Source organism: Polynucleobacter sp. HIN11, assembly GCF_030297675.1.
GTDB lineage: Bacteria > Pseudomonadota > Gammaproteobacteria > Burkholderiales > Burkholderiaceae > Polynucleobacter.
In genome coordinates, this window is sequence record NZ_AP028142.1 from 1655912 (window position 1) to 1674576 (window position 18665).

Here is an 18665-nt window from a genome sequence, read left to right on the forward strand (position 1 = left end):
GGGGTAGTCAGCATATACTTATCCCCATGAATGCAAAGAACCAACGCGCTCTGGAATTAGCCTGCACCACCCTTGATTTAGAAGCGGATGCGATTCGCAAAATGCGGGATCGCTTAGCCCAAGATGGGCAGTCAGCCTTGCTGCTTTCGGTTCAGCTTCTCGAACAATGCCGCGGCCGAATTGTTGTTTCAGGAATCGGCAAGTCAGGTCACATCGCCCGAAAAGTAGCCGCCACCTTTGCATCAACCGGTTCTCCCGCATTTTTTGTGCATCCCGCCGAGGCAAGTCATGGCGATTTAGGCATGGTCACTCGTGATGATGTATTCGTAGCGATTTCAAACTCCGGTGAAACCGACGAATTACTCACGATTGTCCCCATCATTAAACGAACTGGCGCAAAATTAATTGCCTTAACAGGGGATCCTAATTCTTCACTTGCTAAATTGGCAGATGCACATCTTGATATTAGTGTTGACAAAGAAGCTTGCCCGCTCAATATGGCACCAACAACTAGCACGACGGCAGCCCTGGCTATGGGTGATGCACTCGCTGTTTCTCTATTGGATGCTCGAGGCTTTAAAGCGGAAGACTTTTTACGCTCTCACCCCGGCGGAAGACTAGGTCGAAAATTAATTGCCCATGTCTCAGAGGTCATGCGTGATCTCTCAAGCACTCCCAAAATCAATGTAAAGGCATCGTTTGTAGAAGCACTTGCAGAAATGAGTGGTCAAAAGATGGGTTTGGTCGTGATTGTGAATGACACCAACCAAGTATTAGGTATTCTGACCGATGGGGATCTACGACGTTTGCTCGAAAAACAGGCAAGCATCGACTCAATTAGTCTGGCAGACGCCATGACCCCTAACCCAAGAACCATACCGCCTGATTTAATTGCTGAAGAAGCCATCGCAATGATGGAGCAACATCGGATTAATCACTTAATTGTGGCTGATCCTGAAAAACGCTTACTAGGCGCCCTCAACTTGCATGACTTATTTGCAGCTAAGGTAATTTAATTGATGGCACCGACTCTTCAATCACACACTACAAACCCATTAACTAACTATCCTCAAGCACTCGAGCGAGCAGCGCAAGTTCGTATATTGGTACTTGATGTCGATGGCGTTCTCACCAATGGTCAGGTTTTTTTTGGGCCAGACGGAAAAGAATCAATCAAGGGCTTTGATATTCAGGATGGCTTTGGCATCAAACTTCTTCAAAGCGTTGGGGTTGAGTGTGCCGTCATTACCGGTCGTCACTCAAAAATGGTGCTTGGGCGCTGTGATGAACTCGGTATTACGCATGCATTTACTGGTGTCAGTGATAAAAAATTAGCACTCCTAGAATTACAGCAACGGGTTACCTTTAATCCTGCCATCGACCTAGCAGTGATGGGAGATGATTGGCCTGACTTATCGATCATGCAATCTGCGGGCTTGCGAATTGCTCCTGCTCAGGCCCACGAAGCGGTCCGTCAAACCGCCCACTATGTCACGCAGGCCAAAGGTGGCTTTGGTGCGGTTCGTGAAGCCTGTGATTTAATCCTCAAAGCCCAGGGGCATTACGATTCGCTACTAGCCAAAGCCAGAGGCTAGGCAAACTCTTCATGAGACTTTCTCGGCACATTATTTATTTATGGATCGTACGCGGTTTATTACGTGTCCTTCCCTTTTTGTTAATGGGCTCGCTAACTTTGGCCACCTTCTGGCTAGTCAAGCGCAGTACACCGCCTGAGTCGCTTGCACTAGCACGCGTGCCACAACACGTACCGGATTACATTCTCAAAAATGCAACTCTATCCAATCTCGATGAGCAAGGACAAACAAAATACCGTGTTTTGGGAAGAAAACTAATTCACTATGAAGACGATGCATCGATCGATCTAGAGCGTCCGCGGATTCGTATCTTTCAAGATCAGGGCGCACCCGTTACAGTACGGGCCGAGCGTGGTCATATTGATGGTGATTTAACGATCTTGGATCTGTATGAAAATGGTGAAATTTTTCGTCCGGCTCAAGAGGCTTTGGGGGATCGCAAGGCTGCCCCCCAATTACTGGCCCGCTCAAGTTACTTCCAAGTTTTAATTAATGATGATATTGTGCGTACCGATAAACCATTAGAGCTTCAACAGGGAATGTCGATCATGAATTCAAGTGGTGGTGGAACGTTTAATAACGTCGATCACAGCGCAAGCCTTAAAGGGCAAGTACGTGGTCGAATCGAGCCTGCTGAGCAAAAGGGTCGTAATTGAGAACCCTGATTTTTATCCTGGCTCTTAGTGCGCTCTCCCTGTCTGCCAATGCCAATCAGGCTGATCGAGACAAGCCGTTGATCATTAATGCCGATCAAGTTGATCTTGATGATCTAAAGCAAAAATACACTCTAACCGGTGATGTTCTTTTAATACGCGGCAGCATGGTCGGCACGGGTGAGCGCGGCTTTGTCCTAGTCACCCCAGAGGGCTATCAAATGATTGACCTAAACGGAAAGTCTAATTTACCAGCCTCAATGCGCCAACGTCGCGAAACCCTGCAAGATGAGTTTATGCAAGGGATCGCCAAAGATATTCTTTATGATGATCAGAAGGAAAGGCTTTTGTTGGTTGGTAATGCCACCGTCAAGCGCCTACTCAATATGCAAATGCTCGATCAACTCCAAGGTTGGCAAATTGAATATGAAGATGTTAAAGAGAGTTATCAGATCAAACCACAAAAGTTGGACCTAAGTCGTCCCCCGCAATCAAGGGCAATCTTGGCTCCCAGAAAAAAAGTGCTTGTTCAATAAGATGACCTCGGCTTCTCCCTCCGTTCTTCAAGCGACATCGCTGCAAAAGCGGTATGGCTCTCGCACAGTTGTACGTGATGTCAGTATTGAGGTCGCAAGCGGTGAGGTCGTTGGCTTATTGGGACCTAATGGTGCTGGCAAAACAACCTCGTTTTACATGATTGTTGGCTTGGTCCCGCTCGATGGCGGGGATATTCGCTTAAATCAAAAGAAAATTAGCCATCTTCCGATTCACCAGCGTGCTCGAATGGGACTATCTTATTTACCCCAAGAGGCTTCTGTTTTTCGTAAATTGAATGTGGCGGAAAATATACAAGCCGTATTAGAGCTTCAAGAAACGAATGGCAAACCATTAAGCAAAAAGCAAATTCAGGCTCGTTTAGATGAGCTACTAGGCGAATTACAAATTAGTCACTTGCGCAATAATCCAGCCCTTTCCCTGTCAGGGGGGGAGCGGCGGCGAGTTGAAATTGCGAGGGCACTTGCCTCTTCACCTAAATTTATCCTGCTCGATGAGCCGTTTGCAGGTGTTGATCCGATTGCTGTAGGCGAAATCCAACGGATTGTGCGTTTTCTAAGGGACCGCCAAATTGGGGTTCTGATCACCGATCACAATGTGCGCGAGACTCTCGGCATTTGCGACCACGCTTACATTATTAGCGAGGGAAGCGTTCTCGCCGCTGGTAAGCCTGATGAAATTATTCAAAATGATGCGGTTCGAAGGGTTTATTTGGGAGAAAACTTCCGCATGTAGTGCACCAATTTGGTGAATTTTTGCGATTGGCGACCGTGAAGCCTTCCTAGAATGGATTCATGCGCTTTTCGATTAGTCCCCGACTAGGCCAACAAGCCAGCCTCAGCCCACAACTTCAACAAGCTGTGAGGCTCTTAATGCTCTCGAATCTCGAACTTGAGCAAGAGCTTGAAAAAGCCGCTCTCGATAATCCAATCATCGAATTTGAACCTGGCGCGGCTCATCACTCCACGCGTAGTGAGGGTGATGGACTTGAACAAATACCGAATCAAATCTCGCTTCAAACTGCCCTCGCTGAACAAATTCGGGTAATGAATATCAACCCGAGACTTAAAGCGGCAGTTCACTACTTGGCAGCATGTCTCGATGAGCGCGGCTTTCTAACTGAAAGCCTTGAAATCATCACCCTTGAAATCGCTGAACGTTTTCAGGAGCAGTACACCCTCGCTGAATTACAAATAGCATTAGGCCACTTACAGCAATTAGAGCCTATTGGTGTTGGCGCACGCGATCTGAGCGAATGTCTATGCATCCAACTTCAAGAAAAGCTAAAGCAGGCAACTATTACCCCTGAAGAAAGGGCCACTCTTTCGCTTGCCCTACAAATTTGTAAATCCCACTTAAGTAAGGTGGCAAATCGAGAGTATGCAAAGTTAAAGGTTCTTTTGGGTAAATCTGAAAGCAGTATTGAGGCGGCAATTCGGAAAATTAAAACGCTTAACCATCATCCGGCAGCCAATTATGACGATGGCATTGATCAGTTGGTGACCCCAGATATTGTCGTTTACAAAAAGCGCAACCTATGGCTTGCTAAACGTAATGAGGAAGCCGTTCCAAAAGTCTCATTAAATCAAGAATATATCAACATCATCTCTGAACACCGTGACCATGCCGATATTGGTGCAATGCGCCAAAAAATGACAGAAGCAAAATGGTTATTAAAAAATATTCAACAACGGGAAGAAACCATACTGCGCGTGGCTTCTGAGGTCGTTGCACGGCAACAATCCTTCTTTGAGTCTGGGGATATTGCACTCCGCCCATTGGTTTTACGAGAAATCGCTGATAACCTAGAGTTGCATGAATCTACTGTATCTCGTGTAACGAAGCAAAAGTACTTAAGTTGCCCCTTGGGTTTATTTGAACTAAAACATTTCTTTAGTCATTCCATTGCCTCAGAGCAAGGTGATCGAGTCTCCACAACCGCGGTTCATGAAATTATTCGTCGTATCGTGGCCAATGAGTCTCCTGGTAAACCAATCTCTGATCACTCGATTGCAATGATTTTAGAAAACCAAGGGTATGCGGTTGCTCGGCGCACAGTAGCGAAGTATCGGGACTCACTGCGCATCCCAGCCATGCATTTGCGTAGGCATTAATCATGGAGGTTTATAATGAATTTACGCATCAACAGCCGTCATCTCGAAGTTACTCCAGGCATTCGTGATCACTTAGAAAATCGTCTAGAACGAATTCGTAAGCATTTTGATCATGTGATTGATGCCTCTGCATTTCTCATGATTGATAAAGCAAAAGAAAAAGGATTAAGACAAACGGCTGAATTGACTCTTCATCTCAAGGGAAAGGAGTTATTTGCTCAGGCGCATCACGAAGATTTGTATCACGCAATGGATGCCGTCATCGATAAACTCGACCGACAAGTTATCAAGCATAAAGAGCGAATCCAAGATCACCATCACGATAAACATCAGCTGCAAAATTAAGTGTATTGACCCCTATAATCAGGGGTCATGAATGTTCTTAGTCGCCTATTTACTACTGACAGCATTAATTTGAATGCACAAGCGTCTAACAAGGCGCAGGCATTCGAAAATGCTGGTCAGTATTTTGCGACCAAACTTCAAATTCCGTCCGAGACTGTCTTAAGTTTCCTAAATGCCCGGGAAGCTCTGGGTTCAACTGGTCTTGGATTCGGTGTAGCCATACCTCATGGACGAATTAAAGGCTTACAAGAGCCATGTGCGGCTCTTTTTAAGCTCCAAACCCCAATTGAGTTTGGGGCCCCAGACGGCAAACCCGTTTCACTCCTCCTTTTTCTATTGGTTCCAGAAAAGGCAACCCAGGAACATCTTGAAATCCTAGCGGTCATTGCTCAGCTACTCACCAACCCCCAAACCCTTGACCAGTTGCAAAATGAGACTGATCCTGAGAAAGTTAGGGACTTGATTTGCCACTGGGAGGCTTTGCAATGAGCCAGCAACTTTTACTGGAAGACGTCACAGCCCAACAGATCTTCGATGAAAATATTGGGGATTTAAAGCTGTCTTGGATCAGCGGCCTCGAGGGCGCTGACCGAAAATTCAACGCTGATGCCGTCAAGTCTGCGGCCGCCTCCTCTGATTTGGTTGGGCATTTAAATATGATTCATCCAAGCCGAATTCAGATATTCGGGAATCAAGAGATTGACTATCACGCCAAACTACCAAGTGCTGAACGTCAAACCCAAATCTCCTCTCTGATCGCGAGTAAGCCGCCCTGCATTATTGTGGCCGACGGCTGCAAAGCAGATGAGGAATTACAACTCTATTGCCAACGTTCCTCCACTCCCCTCTTTGCGACCAATACTTCTGCTGCAGAGGTCATTGATCACCTGCGGTTTTACTTAACCAAGATTGGGGCGCCTTGCATTACGATGCACGGCGTTTTTATGGACATCTTAGGTCTTGGCGTCTTAATTACTGGTGAATCCGGCTTAGGCAAGAGCGAGCTCGGTCTCGAACTAATTTCTCGTGGTCATGGTTTAGTAGCCGATGATGCGGTTGACTTTACACGACTCGGGCCAGACTACATTGAAGGTCGCTGTCCTGAGATTTTGCGCGATCTTCTCGAAGTTCGTGGTTTAGGTTTACTGGATATTCGGACGATCTTTGGTGAAACCGCGGTTCGACGGAAGTTGAAACTCCGCTTAATTGTGCAGCTGGTTCGTCGCAATGATGGTGAGTTCGAACGCTTGCCGATTGAATCCCAGTTTGTCGAGGTTCTTGATATCCCAATTCGCACCGTGAAAATTCAGGTGGCTGCTGGACGAAACTTAGCAGTTCTCGTTGAGGCTGCTGTTCGTAACACCATTTTGCAACTAAGAGGCATTGATACTCTCAAAGATTTTATTGAGCGTCAACGCAATCAAATGAATCTCGATAGCGAACATAATAAATCCCAAGGCCGTCTCTTATAAGATGCGCATCCAACTCATTACTGGCATCTCTGGTTCAGGAAAATCAGTAGCATTACGTGCGTTTGAAGATGCTGGCTACGATTGCGTTGATAACTTACCAGTGTCTTTAATTGAGCAATTGGTAAAGACCATGGAGGGCGAACAACGTCAGCATATTGCAATTGCAGTTGATGCTAGACGAGGAGAATCGATCTCTCAATTACCTGCGCTTCTGGAAAAGCTACGCCACAAGCATCAGGTTGATGTGTTGTTTCTAAACGCGGACACCAATACCTTGGTCCAGCGCTTCTCAGAAACGCGCCGCCGTCATCCACTCTCCCACCCAACGCAATCGACCACCTTAATTGATGCGATTGAGAGGGAACGAGAATTGCTCGCTCCTTTAGCAAGCGAAGCTCAACAAATTGATACTGGGCACATTCCTGCCCACACACTACGGCACTGGATCGCCGATCAATTAAAAGAGCGGCCCATTGGGCTAGCGTTGATATTCGAGTCCTTCGCATTCAAAGGTGGCGTACCCAGTGAGGCAGATATTGTGTTTGATGTTCGCTGCCTCCCAAACCCACATTACGAAGCGCCCCTGCGAGATCAAACTGGCTTAGATCAAGCGGTGGCGGACTATTTGTGTCAGTTTCCTGAGGTCACACAAATGCTCACTGATATTGAGACACATATCGAAAAATGGTTGCCACACTATTTGAAAGATGGTCGCAGCTATCTCACGGTAGCGATTGGTTGCACAGGCGGTCAACACCGATCGGTTTATCTCGTACATCAATTGAATCAATTATTCTCTCAGGCAGCCATCAAAGACGTATATGTCTTAGAGCGTCATCGAGAACTCGATTCCAAGAAGACCCGGATTGGCTGAGGCAGGCCGTATTCTTTTAATCGTCTTGTGCAAATCCAATCGAGCGTAGCGCTTAAGTGCGACCATTTCCGTTTGAGATGAATGATCCATGGTTGCATTCGTAGCCGTCGATGACTAAATACATGCTCGATTACATGGCCTTTTTCAACTGAGGCAATCGACCCTAAATCGCTTTTTGATAAAAGCTTTGAAAGAACAGTTTGATTTAGTAAGCTCGTGACGTCACTTGGTTTTGAACGATTTATTTTCGGTTCGATCGGCTCCCATGGGGTTTCGATTAAGGAATAGAGTCCGCCCCAAATCGCTTTTGGAGCTCGCCTCTCAAGCAATATCTCATCCTGATAACGAATCAAAAAGATATTTGTTGTAAACGTTGGTGATTCTTTTTTCTTCTTTTTCGCTGGAATAAGGTCGACCTGACCAAGCTCATACGCTTTGCACTCACTCTTCATTGGGCACATCTGATCCTGACTTTGGCATTTAGCAGCCTTCGGGGTGCACCAGGTAGCCCCAAAATCCATTAGTGCTTGTGTGTAAATAGGCATTTGAGACTTTGACTTGGGAAGAAGCGCTGTTGCATGTTCCCACAGTAATTGCACTGTCTCATGGCTTTGTTGATCGCCTGTAACACCAAAAAATCGGCTGATGACCCGCTTCACGTTGGCATCTAGGATTGGGGCGCGCTCCTCGAATGCAAAGGCAGCAATTGCGCCTGCTGTCGATCGGCCAATGCCGGGCAGTTGCTCAAGTTCTTTTGCCGTTCTGGGGAACTGGCCCGCATACTTTGCCATGATCTCTTGGGAACAACGATGGAGATTACGTGCGCGCGAGTAATACCCCAATCCGCTCCACAGAGCCATAACCGCATCAAGATCTGCGCTGGCTAACGCTTTGACGGTTGGAAATTGACGCATAAATTGTGGATAGCGCTGCATCACAGTACTAACCTGGGTCTGCTGTAACATGATCTCCGATACCCAAACTGCATATGGATCTTGATGACCTTGCCAGGGCAGACCTTGACGACCATAATGCTTTGACCAACGAATTAAAGCCTGGGAAAAATGAAATCCCATAGCTATCGTTTCTGACAGTAAGGGCAATAATAGGTCGAGCGCTGACCCTGGGTGATTTGCCGAATCGGTGTTTTGCAGACTCGACAGGGTTCATTTGCGCGATCATAGACTTTGGTTTGCATCATGAAGTAACCTGGATCACCATGCGCATCCACAAAATCACGCAAACTGCTCCCGCCGGCTGCAATCGCTCTTTTTAAAATGGTTCGTACCGCCTCGGCCAATCGCTCACACTGAGCTTTGCTTAATTTGCCAGCGGGTAAGCCTGGATGAATGCCGGCCTCAAACAAGGATTCAGAACAATAGATGTTGCCAACACCAACCACCGCTTGCCCGGCTAATAAAAATGCCTTTACCGAAATCGTTCGCTTTCGGGAACACTGGTACAAACGTGTTGCGCCCAACTGCCCCGCAAACTCCTCGGCGAGAGGCTCTGGCCCTAATTTTTGAATTAAAGGATGTTTTAACACGTCGCCCTTGGTAAATGGATGCCACAAGACAGCGCCAAACTTTCGGGGGTCGTGAAGTCGCAAACTCAGATCATCAAAATGAATTGAGACTCGATCGTGTGGCTTTAGGGGGTCTTTATGGGGCAGAACGCGCAATACCCCAGTCATGCCTAAATGAATAATCAAGTAGCCATCGGTCATTTTGAGTAATAAATACTTTCCTCGGCGCTCGATCGTATTGAGTCGTTGCCCCTTCAGAATTTTTGGCAAGCCCCTGGGAACAGGCCAACGCAGTCGTCCATCAATCACATCGACATGCGTGATCTGGCGCCCTTCTAGATGGGGTTTAATCCCCAAACGCGTGACTTCAACCTCTGGTAGTTCTGGCATCGGTACATTGTAGATTCGGGGATTAGAATGTGCTGATGGGCTATCAATTGACTTCGATTTTGGCAAATTCTTATCTAAAGCGTGCATTGCTTTGGGCTATTTGCTGCTGCTCTTTTGGCCTCCTAGTGCCTGCCTCAGCTCAGACCAAAGGAGCTACCAGCGAGCAAGTCTTTGAAATACTTGCTTCTGAAATTGCCCTACAACGCGGTGAAGCTGGGTTGGCCTATCAAACCTATTTGAGTCTGGCACGACAAACCGGGGATCCTGCTTTAGCTCAACGTGCAATGGAAATCGCGATTGCCGCAAACGCAGCAGATCTCGCCTTAATCGCCGCACAAACTTGGGATGAGCTATCACCGCCTGGTCAAAGTAAGCCCAAGGAAGTGTTGGTCACCCTACTCATGCTCAATCAACGCTGGTCTGATGCTGTTACACCAGCCATCGCCCTTCTTAAGGAACAAAATATCAGAGAGCGCGAGCAGATTTTGCTCCAGTGGCAAAGCCTATTGGGTCGGGCTCAAGATGAGGGGGCGGCTTTAAACGCCTATTACAAAATTGTTGCGGCCCTCGTTCCACCTCCATCCAATCCTCAAATTTTGTATACCTATGCTTTAGCAGCCGAGAAATCCGGTCAGTTTGAGGTGATGGAGAAAACCTTAAGATCTCTGATTGAACGCAATCCAAATGATATTCAGGCACTCAATGCACTCGGCTACTCCTTAGCCGACCGAAATGTCAAGCTGAAGGAGGCGTATGAACTAATTCTGAAAGCGCACAACCTTGATCCTAGAGATCCGTTTATTTTGGATAGTTTAGGCTGGGTTAACTTTCGTTTAGGGAACAATGAGCTTGCCTTAAAGCAGCTGCAAGACGCATTTCGTATCAAGCCTGAGGCTGATATTGCTGCCCATTTAGGTGAAGTCCTCTGGACGCTTAATCGACCCATTGAGGCAGAGGATGCTTGGCGACAAGGTGAATTAATCGATGCCAACAATGCTACTCTGCGCGAGACCTTAAAGCGTCTAAAACCATCTTGGGCGATCTCGATGGATGTAGTTGCTAGTCAGTGGGATGGTCGTTTTGCCGTTAAAGCAAGTGATCGACCCACCAACAATAATCAAGGTGGATCGGGTAGCTTTACCCTCACCAAAAATGGCTTAAGTGACACTTTAGAAATTCGGGGGCCGATGGGAGGTGCAATTGCCAAGATCACAATTAACCCAGGTGAGGCTATCCTAGAACGCGATGGCAAAAAAGTAAGTGCGATTGACGCCGATACCTTAATTCAAAATACCTTGGGACTACCATTGCCTGCGCGTGGTTTATCCAATTGGCTAAATGGACAATTACGTGCTGGCAGCCCTGCTAAGCTCGAACGCGATAATCAAGGTCAAGTCAAACGGATCTTGCAAGACGGCTGGGATTTAGCCTATGTGTGGAGTGAGAGTAAGAAAATTGAGCGTCTTACCATGACTAGAAATACAAACACGGGCTCGATTGATGTACGCCTAATTTTTGATCAAGTGAATGAGTAATCGCCTCGAGCTCCTTGCTCCAGCCAAAATCAATTTGTTTCTTCATGTGACCGGTCGACGTCCAAACGGATATCACGAACTTCAATCCGTATTTCAATTGGTCGATTGGTGTGACCGCATTTCTTTAACTCGGCTCGAGCACAGCACAATTATTCGGCACGGCGGTAATCCAGAGATTTCCCCAGAGAATGATCTGGTTGTTCGGGCCGCTCAGTTATTGAAAAACCATACGAACTATCCATGCGGGATTGAAATTCATCTTGAGAAAAATATCCCTATAGGAGCAGGCTTAGGTGGCGGATCATCAGATGCAGCCACAGTATTAATTGGTTTGAACCATCTCTGGGGTCTTCATCTTCCCCCGGCCGAACTGAGTGAGCTAGGATTAAAGCTAGGTGCCGATGTGCCATTCTTTTTATTTGGTCAAAACGCATTTGTGCAAGGCATCGGCGAGCAACTGGAATCCATTGATCTACCCGATCAAGACTTCTTAATCATTTTTCCAGGAGAGTCAATTGCTACCGAGACTGTGTTTCAATCCGATCAATTGACCCGAAACCATGCTCCGATTACAATGGCAGACTTCCTTGCAAACACTGGTGAAGTTGGTCAGTTTACAAACGACCTCCAACCAGTTGCTTGTGAGCTCTGCCCTGAAGTAAATCGAGCATTAAATTGGTTGGCGCAAACGCTCCCAGATGCTACTCGTAAGATGTCTGGGTCGGGTAGTAGTGTGTTTGCCGTCCTTCCAGGATCGATCAATCGACGCGATCTGGAACAACGCTTGCTCAATCTTCCCTCAGGGTGGGTGGGTCGGCTTGTTCGGGGTCTAAAACAAAATCCCGCTTACAATTCGGTTTTATCAGTATGACGCAGTAGGGGAGTCGCCAAGTTGGTCAAGGCACCGGATTTTGATTCCGGCATGCGAGGGTTCGAGTCCTTCCTCCCCTGCCATTGTTATGATGGATAACCAAGACTAGCTAAGACCATGAACTCTGACGCGCTCACCATTTTTACTGGCAACGCCAATCCCACACTTGCACAGGCGGTTGCTAGCCAAATGCAGTTGCAGCTAGGAAAAGCCTTCGTTGGCCGCTTTTCTGATGGCGAAATCCAGGTTGAAATCCAAGAAAACGTGCGCGGCAAGAATGTCGTCGTAATCCAGTCGACCTGTGATCCGACCAACGATAACCTGATGGAACTCATGATCATGATTGATGCCCTCAAAAGGTCATCTTCCAACCGAATTACTGCGGTCATCCCCTACTTTGGTTATGCCCGTCAAGACCGCCGCCCCCGTTCTGCGCGGGTTGCGATTTCGGCCAGAATTGTGGCCAATATGCTGCAATCGGTTGCCGGCGTTGAACGCGTTCTGACGATGGATCTACATGCAGATCAAATCCAAGGATTTTTTGATATCCCGGTCGACAATATCTATGCCTCCCCCGTCCTCTTAGGGGACCTACGGGCAAAAAATCAGCCTGACCTGACCGTGGTCTCACCCGATATTGGCGGTGTAGTACGCGCCAGGGCTTTTGCCAAGCAATTAAGCTGTGATCTGGCCATTATTGATAAACGCAGACCAAAGCCCAATGTCTCAGAGGTGATGCATTTAATTGGTGAGGTAGAAAACCGCCACTGTGTCATCATGGATGACATTATTGATACGGGCGGCACTCTCTGTAAGGCAGCCGAGGTTCTTAAGGAACGGGGTGCCAAAAGCGTGACAGCCTATTGCACCCACCCGGTTCTATCTGGGGGTGCAGCTGCCCGCATTGCAGGATCTGAAATTGATGAGTTAGTGGTTACTGACACGATTCCATTGAAACAAGATACAAAATCAGTCAATAAAATCAGGCAGTTAAGTGTTGCACCACTGCTGGCAGAGACGATCTCGCGGATTACCAAAGGCGACTCAGTTATGTCACTTTTTGCTGAATAGCTTCCTAAGCAACTGATTTCTACCGAATTTTTACTCTTTCAAGCTATAATTTAAGGCTTTCCGTTTGGTCGCGGACGGAAATTAACCCTTAATTTGGAGTCATCATGAAAGTTGTTGCATTTGAACGAAGCGTACAGGGCACTGGTGCGAGCCGCCGCCTGCGCAATTCTGGGAAAACCCCCGGAATTATCTATGGCGGAAAGCAAGAATCTCCCTGCGCAATCGAGTTAGACCACAATGCTTTATTCCATGCTTTGCGAAAAGAAGCTTTCCATTCATCCATTTTGGATATCGAATTAAACGGTAAATCACAAAAGGCCTTATTGCGTGATTACCAGATGCATCCATTTAAACCATTGGTGTTGCACGTTGACTTCCAGCGTGTATCTGCCAGTGAAAAAATTCATATGCGCGTTCCTCTGCACTTTAAGGGTGCCGAAGAATCAGAAGCAGTGAAGTTTGGTGGAGCGGTTGTTAGCCACGTCGCCAATGAAATCGAAATCACTTGCTTGCCTGGTGACCTTCCTGAGTTCTTAGAGGTGGATCTGAGCAAAATCGTGGTTGGTCAATCGATTCATGCCAAAGACGTTGCGCTACCCAAAGGCGTTAGCCTAGTTCTTCATGTCGAGCAAGAAAACCCTGTGATCGCAAACGCTCGCGTTCCAGCGGTTAAAGCGGAACCCGAACCAGGCGCTGAGGCTGCACCAGCCGCTGAGGCTGCACCAGCCGCTGACAAAGAAGCGAAGAGCTGAATCGTTTCACTCTCATAGAAACCCGCTTGATGCGGGTTTTTTATTGCCCAATTGAAGTCGTTTATAGTTGGATCACTTAGCCTCAATCGACTGATAAAAATGATTCGTTTAATTGTTGGACTCGGAAATCCTGGATCAAAGCATGAGGCCGACCGTCACAATGCAGGGTTTTGGTTTGTCGATCGTCTTGCTGCTCAACATAAACAATTTCTTCAGCCAGAAAAACGATTTAATGGTCGAATCGCAAAAATCCAAATCAAAGGTCATGATATTTACTTATTGGAACCAGATACCTATATGAATCTCAGTGGGGAAGCCGTTGGCCCCCTGTGTCGCTTTCATAAGATCGAGGTAAGTGAAGTGCTGGTAGTCCATGACGAACTGGACCTCAAAGCCGGCACGGCGCGTCTAAAAAAAGGCGGGGGCAATGGCGGTCACAATGGCCTAAAAGATATCCAACAGCATTTATCAAGCCCCGAATTCTGGCGACTCCGTTTTGGAATTGGTCACCCACGCGACCTACCTGGCAATCTAGCAAAAATGGATGTGGCCGACTATGTACTAAAGAAACCGAGCTCGGATGAGCAAGAGAAATTAGATGCGGCCATCACAAAAGCAATTGGCATTTTGCCCCTGGTTCTTGAAGGCAATACACAAGATGCCATGCAAATCCTGCACAGCGCAAATTAAATCATTTAATTGGTCTGCTTGAGAGCACTCAAGACTTTATATTTTTCAAGTAACTGCTCTTGGGTTTCAGAATAAGCGGGATTGAGCGGGATACAATCGACCGGGCAGACCTGACGGCATTGAGGAGCGTCAAAATGCCCCACGCACTCGGTGCATTTATTGGGATCGATCTCATAGATCTCAATCCCCATATAAATCGCATCGTTTGGGCATTCTGGTTCACAGACATCACAATTGATGCACTCGTCTGTAATCATTAACGCCATATTGATATCCCTAAAAGAATGATCAGAATAGCTTAAGTGGATTTAATTTGGGCGTTCTTCTTTTGTAACCATTTTTCCACTGAGGGAAAAACAAACTTACTCACATCGCCGCCCATGAGCGCAATTTCTCGGACAAAGGTACCAGAAATAAATTGATATTGATCTGATGGGGTCAAAAATAAAGTCTCCACATCTGGCAGTAGGTACCGATTCATACCGGCCATCTGAAACTCATACTCAAAATCTGAAACGGCACGCAAACCCCGCACAATCACTCGAGCAGAATGCTCTCGAGCAAAGTCTTTCAGTAATCCAGAAAATCCTGCGATTTCAACATTTGGGTAGTGACTCAACACCTCTTTGGCGATTTCAATCCGTTCATCAAGTGTAAAAATAGGACGCTTATTTTTACTATCAGCCACTCCGACAATCAGCTTGGTAAAAATACTTGAAGCACGCCGAACCAAATCTTCATGACCACGGGTAAATGGGTCAAAGGTTCCTGGATAGACAGCAATGGTCATAAAGACCCCCTTATTTATATGGATAAACAGGAGTTTAGCTCGAACTGCGGCGAAACAATACGGCTTTGACTTGGGCTGTTTCCATCGACTTAATAAGAGTCCAATTGGACAGTACCCTTTCCAATCGACTCAGATCAAAGGGATTGGGGCATTCAATATAGATTCCGCCCTGCCCTTGATCGTGACACACGCGACCGGCCTCTTGTGCTGCGCGAACGAGTAAGTCGGGTTGACTAAATGGAGGATCCAGAAAAATCAGCTGGGCCGACTGATCATCAGCACGCTGTAAATAAGAAATTCCATCCCCATGAAGGATTTTTACTTCCCCGCGAATTGGATAAGAATTGAGGAGCTGATGCTGGGTCAGAAGCTGGTGATAGATTCGTTTATCTTTCTCGATGAATATGACCTCATCGGCTGATCGGGAGGCGGCCTCAAAACCAAGTGCTCCAGAACCAGCAAACACATCAATTGCTTTTAAGCCACCGAGGTCTGAGCCTATCCAATTAAAAAGCGTTTCACGAACCCGATCAGAGCTAGGACGCAAATCCTGTTGATCCAAAACCTGAATCTGCCGGCTGCGCCACACACCACCAATAATCCGAATTCGGTGGCTTTGTGCCAATTAGGGTGTGCCTCCAACAAGAACACTGATCATTCTGCGCATATCCAGGTGTCGTTTAAACGCATTGCGCACATCATCTTTTTTGACCGCTGCAACTTGTTGTGTCCACACATCGAGAGTATTGAGTGGTAACTGATTCCAAGTAATTGCTGAGAGGTTATCAAGCAATTTGCGATTGCTATCGAGTCGTAATGGATAGCCATTGATTAAGTTTGCCTTAGCAGCAGCTAATTCTGCATCGCTTGGGCCATCTTCAATAAATCGTGCAATCGTCTCTTGTAATACATTGAGAGCTTGATCTGCTTGGTCATTACGGGTTTGTAAGCCCGCTTCAAAAGTTCCGGTATCGCGCCCCGGCTGAAAGTAACTAAATACGCTATACGCAAATCCACGCTTATCTCGAACCTCACCAACCAAGCGCGATACAAAGCCCCCGCCACCCAAAACATAGTTTCCGACAAGCAAAGGGAAGTAGTCAGGATTGTCACGAGTGATGGCGGTCATACCCATTGCAATATGAGTTTGCTGTGTTTGAAATGGAATTCGGATCAAACGCTTGGATTCTGGCTCTATTGGTGAGCGCTCTAAAGATGGCAATGCAGGAATCACTGGTCCCTTAGCGGGTAATGCTGTAATAATTTGTTCGGCGATTTGCTTTGCTCTGGCTGGATCGACATTGCCCACAATATTCACAATGACTCGGTCTTGGCGATAGAAATTCTGATGGAATCGCTTTAGGTCACCCTCCTTAATTGCTGCAATTGATTCAATATTAGGGGATCGTGCCAACGGATAGTTTCCGAATACCTCTTGACGAAACCGTTTTTGCAGAACGACTTCTGGCTTCGTATCGCCCTCCTGAATCGCGGCACTAACGCGCTGCTTCTCACGCATCAAAATCGATGCATCAAAAATAGGTTTCGATACACTAGCTACTAGAAGTTGCAGGAGTGGATCAAAAATATCGGGTTTACTCAGTGATCGAGCGCGCACGATGGCTCTCTCACCTGAAGCGGACGCACTAATGCTAGCTCCCAACTCAGCAATTGCATCTGCCTGTTGGGCTTCATTCAAAAAACCGCCCTGCCACTGAATGCCGCGGGTCAGCAGCGCAGCGGTCAAGGATGCCAGACCACTTTGATCTTTCGGGTCGTAGCGACTTCCTGCATCAATACTAATTTCAATATCGACCATTGGTATGGCGTTCGTTTGAATCAAATAGGCTTTTGTACCATTGCTTAAGGGAATCGCTTGGATTGGCAATACTGCCTGGGCATGAGCTGCGATAAACGTCGCAATTAAGACAATTAGCCCCTTAATAAGATGATGATTACGCTGCATTGTGTTCCCTTTTAATGACGCAAACTACCTGACATTCCACGCGGCTTCGCAAGCATTGAACGTGGCTGGGGATCTAAAGTCACAATGGTTAAACCATCGCTGACAAAATACGTATTAATTGCACGTTGGATTTGATCCGATTGAATCAACTGAATTCGCTCAATGATGCGATCTAAGTCACGCCAAGAGACATTCGCCATCTCTGAACTACCAATCTCCATGGCTTGAGCAAAAATTGAATCGCGTTTATATACTTGTGAAGCAAGCAATTGTGCTTTGATACGCTTTAACTCGGATTCAGTAACCCCCTGATTAGCAATGTCTCCTAAGGTCTTCATAATGCCTCTCTCAAGATCCTGCACTGTTTGACCTTTGGCGGCAGTTGCACCAATCACAAAAAGCTCTGGCCCACGGCTAATTAGTTCGTAACTTGCCCCGGTGCTATTAGCCAGTCTTTGATTACGAACTAACTCTCGATTTAACCTTGAGTTATCGTGCCCGCTCAAGACGGCAGATAAAACGAGTAAGGCATACGGATCCACCTCATCCATTTTTTTAGGATCTAGTTTGGGAACCTTCCACGCCATCATGATTTGCGGGCTCTCAGCAGGAGCCTTCAAAACAGCGCGCTTCTCGCCTTTTTGCTCAGGTTCGAGCTGAGGTTTGCGTTCAGGTAATTTTTTTGCTGATATAGGTCCGTAGTACTTTTCGACCAATGCTTTCACTGCCAATGGATTAACATCACCCGCCACCACAACCACGGCATTATTTGGTGCATACCAGTCGCGATACCACTGTCGCGCATCAGCAGGCTGCATATTTTGCAAGTCGTTCATCCAGCCGATAATGGGATGTCGGTACGGAGAGCTCATAAATGCCGTTGCCATCAGTAGCTCACGCATCAAACTCGATGGATTATCTTCCGTACGTAAGCGTCGCTCTTCCATCACCACCTGAAGCTCTCGCCCAAACTCCTCATCGGAAAATTGCAGATTTGCCATTCGATCGGCTTCAAGCCGCATCACTTCGGCAAGCTTTGATTTCTCAATCTGCTGAAAATATCCGGTGAAATCACGGGCTGTAAAGGCGTTCTCACGTCCGCCCACGGCCGCCACCATCCGCGAGAATTCACCTGATTTGACCGTTTTCGTTCCCTTAAACATCATGTGCTCAAGCACATGGGCAACGCCGGTTTTGCCATTGACCTCATCCATGGATCCAGCCCGATACCAGACCATATGAACAACGGTCGGTGCACGATGATCCTGGCGAACGATCAGGCGCAAGCCATTCTTGAGTTGATACTCATGCGTATCGGACTGAGTCGCAAAAGCATTCCCTGAGACAGGCAAGCAAATAGCAGCCAAGGCAATCAATGCCGACCTGATGGCTCTCAATATTGGGTTGCTAAACTGGAATTTCGCTATCATGAATAGTTTAGATGTATGAATTATCTAGTTAAGATCA

At 47.0% G+C, this 18665-nt stretch carries 22 protein-coding genes and 1 tRNA gene; 16 read left to right on the forward strand and 7 right to left on the reverse strand.

The features are described from left to right. The first annotated feature begins 26 nt into the window (after positions 1–26). The 10 genes from QUE60_RS08325 to rapZ are packed head-to-tail and all read left to right on the forward strand — an operon-like array spanning position 27 to position 7608. Positions 27–1016 carry a KpsF/GutQ family sugar-phosphate isomerase gene (locus QUE60_RS08325; RefSeq protein WP_286226729.1) on the forward strand — a complete coding sequence of 330 codons (990 nt, stop codon included), beginning with the start codon at positions 27–29 and terminating at the stop codon, positions 1014–1016. Positions 1017–1019: 3 nt separating this feature from the next. Beyond that, positions 1020–1595 (forward strand): KdsC family phosphatase, encoded by a 576-nt coding sequence (locus QUE60_RS08330; protein WP_286223579.1) that lies wholly within the window; start codon positions 1020–1022, stop codon positions 1593–1595. 11 nt (positions 1596–1606) lie between these two features. Then, the gene (gene lptC / locus QUE60_RS08335) at positions 1607–2251 is read left to right on the forward strand and encodes an LPS export ABC transporter periplasmic protein LptC (protein WP_286223580.1); all 645 of its coding nucleotides are present in this window, start codon (positions 1607–1609) and stop codon (positions 2249–2251) included. Beyond that, positions 2248–2784 (forward strand): LptA/OstA family protein, encoded by a 537-nt coding sequence (locus tag QUE60_RS08340; protein ID WP_286226730.1) that lies wholly within the window; start codon positions 2248–2250, stop codon positions 2782–2784. The genes lptC and QUE60_RS08340 overlap by 4 nt, the downstream gene beginning before the upstream one ends. Position 2785: 1 nt before the next feature. After that, complete coding sequence (gene lptB / locus QUE60_RS08345) at positions 2786–3538, forward strand: LPS export ABC transporter ATP-binding protein (RefSeq protein ID WP_286223582.1); 753 nt, start codon at positions 2786–2788, stop codon at positions 3536–3538. 59 nt (positions 3539–3597) lie between these two features. Continuing rightward, a complete protein-coding gene (gene rpoN / locus QUE60_RS08350; protein WP_286226731.1) occupies positions 3598–4917 on the forward strand; it encodes an RNA polymerase factor sigma-54 in 1320 nt (439 codons plus the stop codon). Between the two features lie 15 nt (positions 4918–4932). Further along, positions 4933–5262 carry a ribosome hibernation-promoting factor, HPF/YfiA family gene (gene hpf / locus QUE60_RS08355; protein WP_286223584.1) on the forward strand — a complete coding sequence of 110 codons (330 nt, stop codon included), beginning with the start codon at positions 4933–4935 and terminating at the stop codon, positions 5260–5262. Positions 5263–5289: 27 nt separating this feature from the next. Continuing rightward, positions 5290–5751 (forward strand): PTS sugar transporter subunit IIA, encoded by a 462-nt coding sequence (locus QUE60_RS08360; protein ID WP_286226732.1) that lies wholly within the window; start codon positions 5290–5292, stop codon positions 5749–5751. Then, positions 5748–6734: an HPr(Ser) kinase/phosphatase gene (gene hprK, locus QUE60_RS08365; protein ID WP_108509129.1), complete on the forward strand. Its 987-nt coding sequence runs from the start codon at positions 5748–5750 to the stop codon at positions 6732–6734. Before QUE60_RS08360 ends, hprK begins: the two co-directional genes overlap by 4 nt. 1 nt (position 6735) lies before the next feature. Then, the gene (gene rapZ / locus QUE60_RS08370; RefSeq protein WP_286225296.1) at positions 6736–7608 is read left to right on the forward strand and encodes an RNase adapter RapZ; all 873 of its coding nucleotides are present in this window, start codon (positions 6736–6738) and stop codon (positions 7606–7608) included. On the opposite strand, the gene mutY is transcribed toward rapZ, so the two are convergent. Continuing rightward, positions 7569–8684 carry an A/G-specific adenine glycosylase gene (gene mutY, locus QUE60_RS08375; RefSeq protein ID WP_286226733.1) on the reverse strand — a complete coding sequence of 372 codons (1116 nt, stop codon included), beginning with the start codon at positions 8682–8684 and terminating at the stop codon, positions 7569–7571. The genes rapZ and mutY overlap by 40 nt on opposite strands. Positions 8685–8686: 2 nt before the next feature. Then, positions 8687–9523 carry a bifunctional DNA-formamidopyrimidine glycosylase/DNA-(apurinic or apyrimidinic site) lyase gene (gene mutM, locus QUE60_RS08380; protein WP_286226734.1) on the reverse strand — a complete coding sequence of 279 codons (837 nt, stop codon included), beginning with the start codon at positions 9521–9523 and terminating at the stop codon, positions 8687–8689. A 35-nt stretch (positions 9524–9558) separates the two neighbouring features. On the opposite strand from mutM, the gene QUE60_RS08385 reads away from it, so the two are divergent. The 6 genes from QUE60_RS08385 to pth all read left to right on the forward strand — a co-directional run bounded on the left by QUE60_RS08385 (position 9559) and on the right by pth (position 14442). Beyond that, positions 9559–11058: a lipoprotein insertase outer membrane protein LolB gene (locus QUE60_RS08385; protein ID WP_286226735.1), complete on the forward strand. Its 1500-nt coding sequence runs from the start codon at positions 9559–9561 to the stop codon at positions 11056–11058. Next, complete coding sequence (ispE, locus tag QUE60_RS08390) at positions 11051–11929, forward strand: 4-(cytidine 5'-diphospho)-2-C-methyl-D-erythritol kinase (protein WP_286226736.1); 879 nt, start codon at positions 11051–11053, stop codon at positions 11927–11929. Before QUE60_RS08385 ends, ispE begins: the two co-directional genes overlap by 8 nt. Before the next feature lie 6 nt (positions 11930–11935). Further along, positions 11936–12012 (forward strand) — tRNA-Gln (locus QUE60_RS08395). Between the two features lie 34 nt (positions 12013–12046). Next, on the forward strand, positions 12047–13000 hold the full coding sequence (locus QUE60_RS08400) for a ribose-phosphate pyrophosphokinase (RefSeq protein WP_286226737.1): 954 nt from the start codon (positions 12047–12049) through the stop codon (positions 12998–13000). Positions 13001–13104: 104 nt separating this feature from the next. Beyond that, entirely contained in the window at positions 13105–13752 is a 648-nt protein-coding gene (locus QUE60_RS08405) for a 50S ribosomal protein L25/general stress protein Ctc (protein WP_286223592.1), read from the forward strand. A gap of 99 nt (positions 13753–13851) precedes the next feature. Then, on the forward strand, positions 13852–14442 hold the full coding sequence (gene pth / locus QUE60_RS08410) for an aminoacyl-tRNA hydrolase (RefSeq protein WP_286223593.1): 591 nt from the start codon (positions 13852–13854) through the stop codon (positions 14440–14442). A 5-nt stretch (positions 14443–14447) separates the two neighbouring features. On the opposite strand, the gene QUE60_RS08415 is transcribed toward pth, so the two are convergent. Genes QUE60_RS08415 through QUE60_RS08435 form a run of 5 tightly spaced genes read right to left on the reverse strand, consistent with a single transcriptional unit; the run spans position 14448 to position 18628 of the window. Next, entirely contained in the window at positions 14448–14708 is a 261-nt protein-coding gene (locus tag QUE60_RS08415) for a YfhL family 4Fe-4S dicluster ferredoxin (RefSeq protein ID WP_286223594.1), read from the reverse strand. Between the two features lie 32 nt (positions 14709–14740). Further along, complete coding sequence (gene coaD / locus QUE60_RS08420) at positions 14741–15232, reverse strand: pantetheine-phosphate adenylyltransferase (protein WP_286223595.1); 492 nt, start codon at positions 15230–15232, stop codon at positions 14741–14743. 34 nt (positions 15233–15266) lie between these two features. Then, positions 15267–15857 carry a 16S rRNA (guanine(966)-N(2))-methyltransferase RsmD gene (gene rsmD, locus QUE60_RS08425; protein ID WP_286226738.1) on the reverse strand — a complete coding sequence of 197 codons (591 nt, stop codon included), beginning with the start codon at positions 15855–15857 and terminating at the stop codon, positions 15267–15269. Further along, entirely contained in the window at positions 15858–17198 is a 1341-nt protein-coding gene (locus tag QUE60_RS08430) for a M16 family metallopeptidase (protein WP_286226739.1), read from the reverse strand. It abuts the gene before it with no gap. Between the two features lie 11 nt (positions 17199–17209). Further along, the gene (locus QUE60_RS08435; protein ID WP_286226740.1) at positions 17210–18628 is read right to left on the reverse strand and encodes a M16 family metallopeptidase; all 1419 of its coding nucleotides are present in this window, start codon (positions 18626–18628) and stop codon (positions 17210–17212) included. Between the last annotated feature and the right edge of the window lie 37 nt (positions 18629–18665).

Bases quoted from the DNA above. Each gene is read 5' to 3' on its own strand.
- QUE60_RS08405 (WP_286223592.1), top strand. From the start codon at position 13,105: ATGAAAGTTGTTGCATTTGAACGAAGCGTACAGGGCACTGGTGCGAGC.
- lptC (WP_286223580.1), top strand. From the start codon at position 1,607: ATGAGACTTTCTCGGCACATTATTTATTTATGGATCGTACGCGGTTTA.
- mutM (WP_286226734.1), bottom strand. From the start codon at position 9,523: ATGCCAGAACTACCAGAGGTTGAAGTCACGCGTTTGGGGATTAAACCC.
- QUE60_RS08400 (WP_286226737.1), top strand. From the start codon at position 12,047: ATGAACTCTGACGCGCTCACCATTTTTACTGGCAACGCCAATCCCACA.
- QUE60_RS08330 (WP_286223579.1), top strand. From the start codon at position 1,020: ATGGCACCGACTCTTCAATCACACACTACAAACCCATTAACTAACTAT.
- QUE60_RS08430 (WP_286226739.1), bottom strand. From the start codon at position 17,198: ATGCAGCGTAATCATCATCTTATTAAGGGGCTAATTGTCTTAATTGCG.
- lptB (WP_286223582.1), top strand. From the start codon at position 2,786: ATGACCTCGGCTTCTCCCTCCGTTCTTCAAGCGACATCGCTGCAAAAG.
- QUE60_RS08360 (WP_286226732.1), top strand. From the start codon at position 5,290: ATGAATGTTCTTAGTCGCCTATTTACTACTGACAGCATTAATTTGAAT.
- QUE60_RS08325 (WP_286226729.1), top strand. From the start codon at position 27: ATGAATGCAAAGAACCAACGCGCTCTGGAATTAGCCTGCACCACCCTT.
- pth (WP_286223593.1), top strand. From the start codon at position 13,852: ATGATTCGTTTAATTGTTGGACTCGGAAATCCTGGATCAAAGCATGAG.
- QUE60_RS08435 (WP_286226740.1), bottom strand. From the start codon at position 18,628: ATGATAGCGAAATTCCAGTTTAGCAACCCAATATTGAGAGCCATCAGG.
- mutY (WP_286226733.1), bottom strand. From the start codon at position 8,684: ATGGGATTTCATTTTTCCCAGGCTTTAATTCGTTGGTCAAAGCATTAT.
- coaD (WP_286223595.1), bottom strand. From the start codon at position 15,232: ATGACCATTGCTGTCTATCCAGGAACCTTTGACCCATTTACCCGTGGT.
- hpf (WP_286223584.1), top strand. From the start codon at position 4,933: ATGAATTTACGCATCAACAGCCGTCATCTCGAAGTTACTCCAGGCATT.
- rapZ (WP_286225296.1), top strand. From the start codon at position 6,736: ATGCGCATCCAACTCATTACTGGCATCTCTGGTTCAGGAAAATCAGTA.
- QUE60_RS08385 (WP_286226735.1), top strand. From the start codon at position 9,559: ATGGGCTATCAATTGACTTCGATTTTGGCAAATTCTTATCTAAAGCGT.
- ispE (WP_286226736.1), top strand. From the start codon at position 11,051: ATGAGTAATCGCCTCGAGCTCCTTGCTCCAGCCAAAATCAATTTGTTT.
- rpoN (WP_286226731.1), top strand. From the start codon at position 3,598: ATGCGCTTTTCGATTAGTCCCCGACTAGGCCAACAAGCCAGCCTCAGC.
- hprK (WP_108509129.1), top strand. From the start codon at position 5,748: ATGAGCCAGCAACTTTTACTGGAAGACGTCACAGCCCAACAGATCTTC.
- QUE60_RS08415 (WP_286223594.1), bottom strand. From the start codon at position 14,708: ATGGCGTTAATGATTACAGACGAGTGCATCAATTGTGATGTCTGTGAA.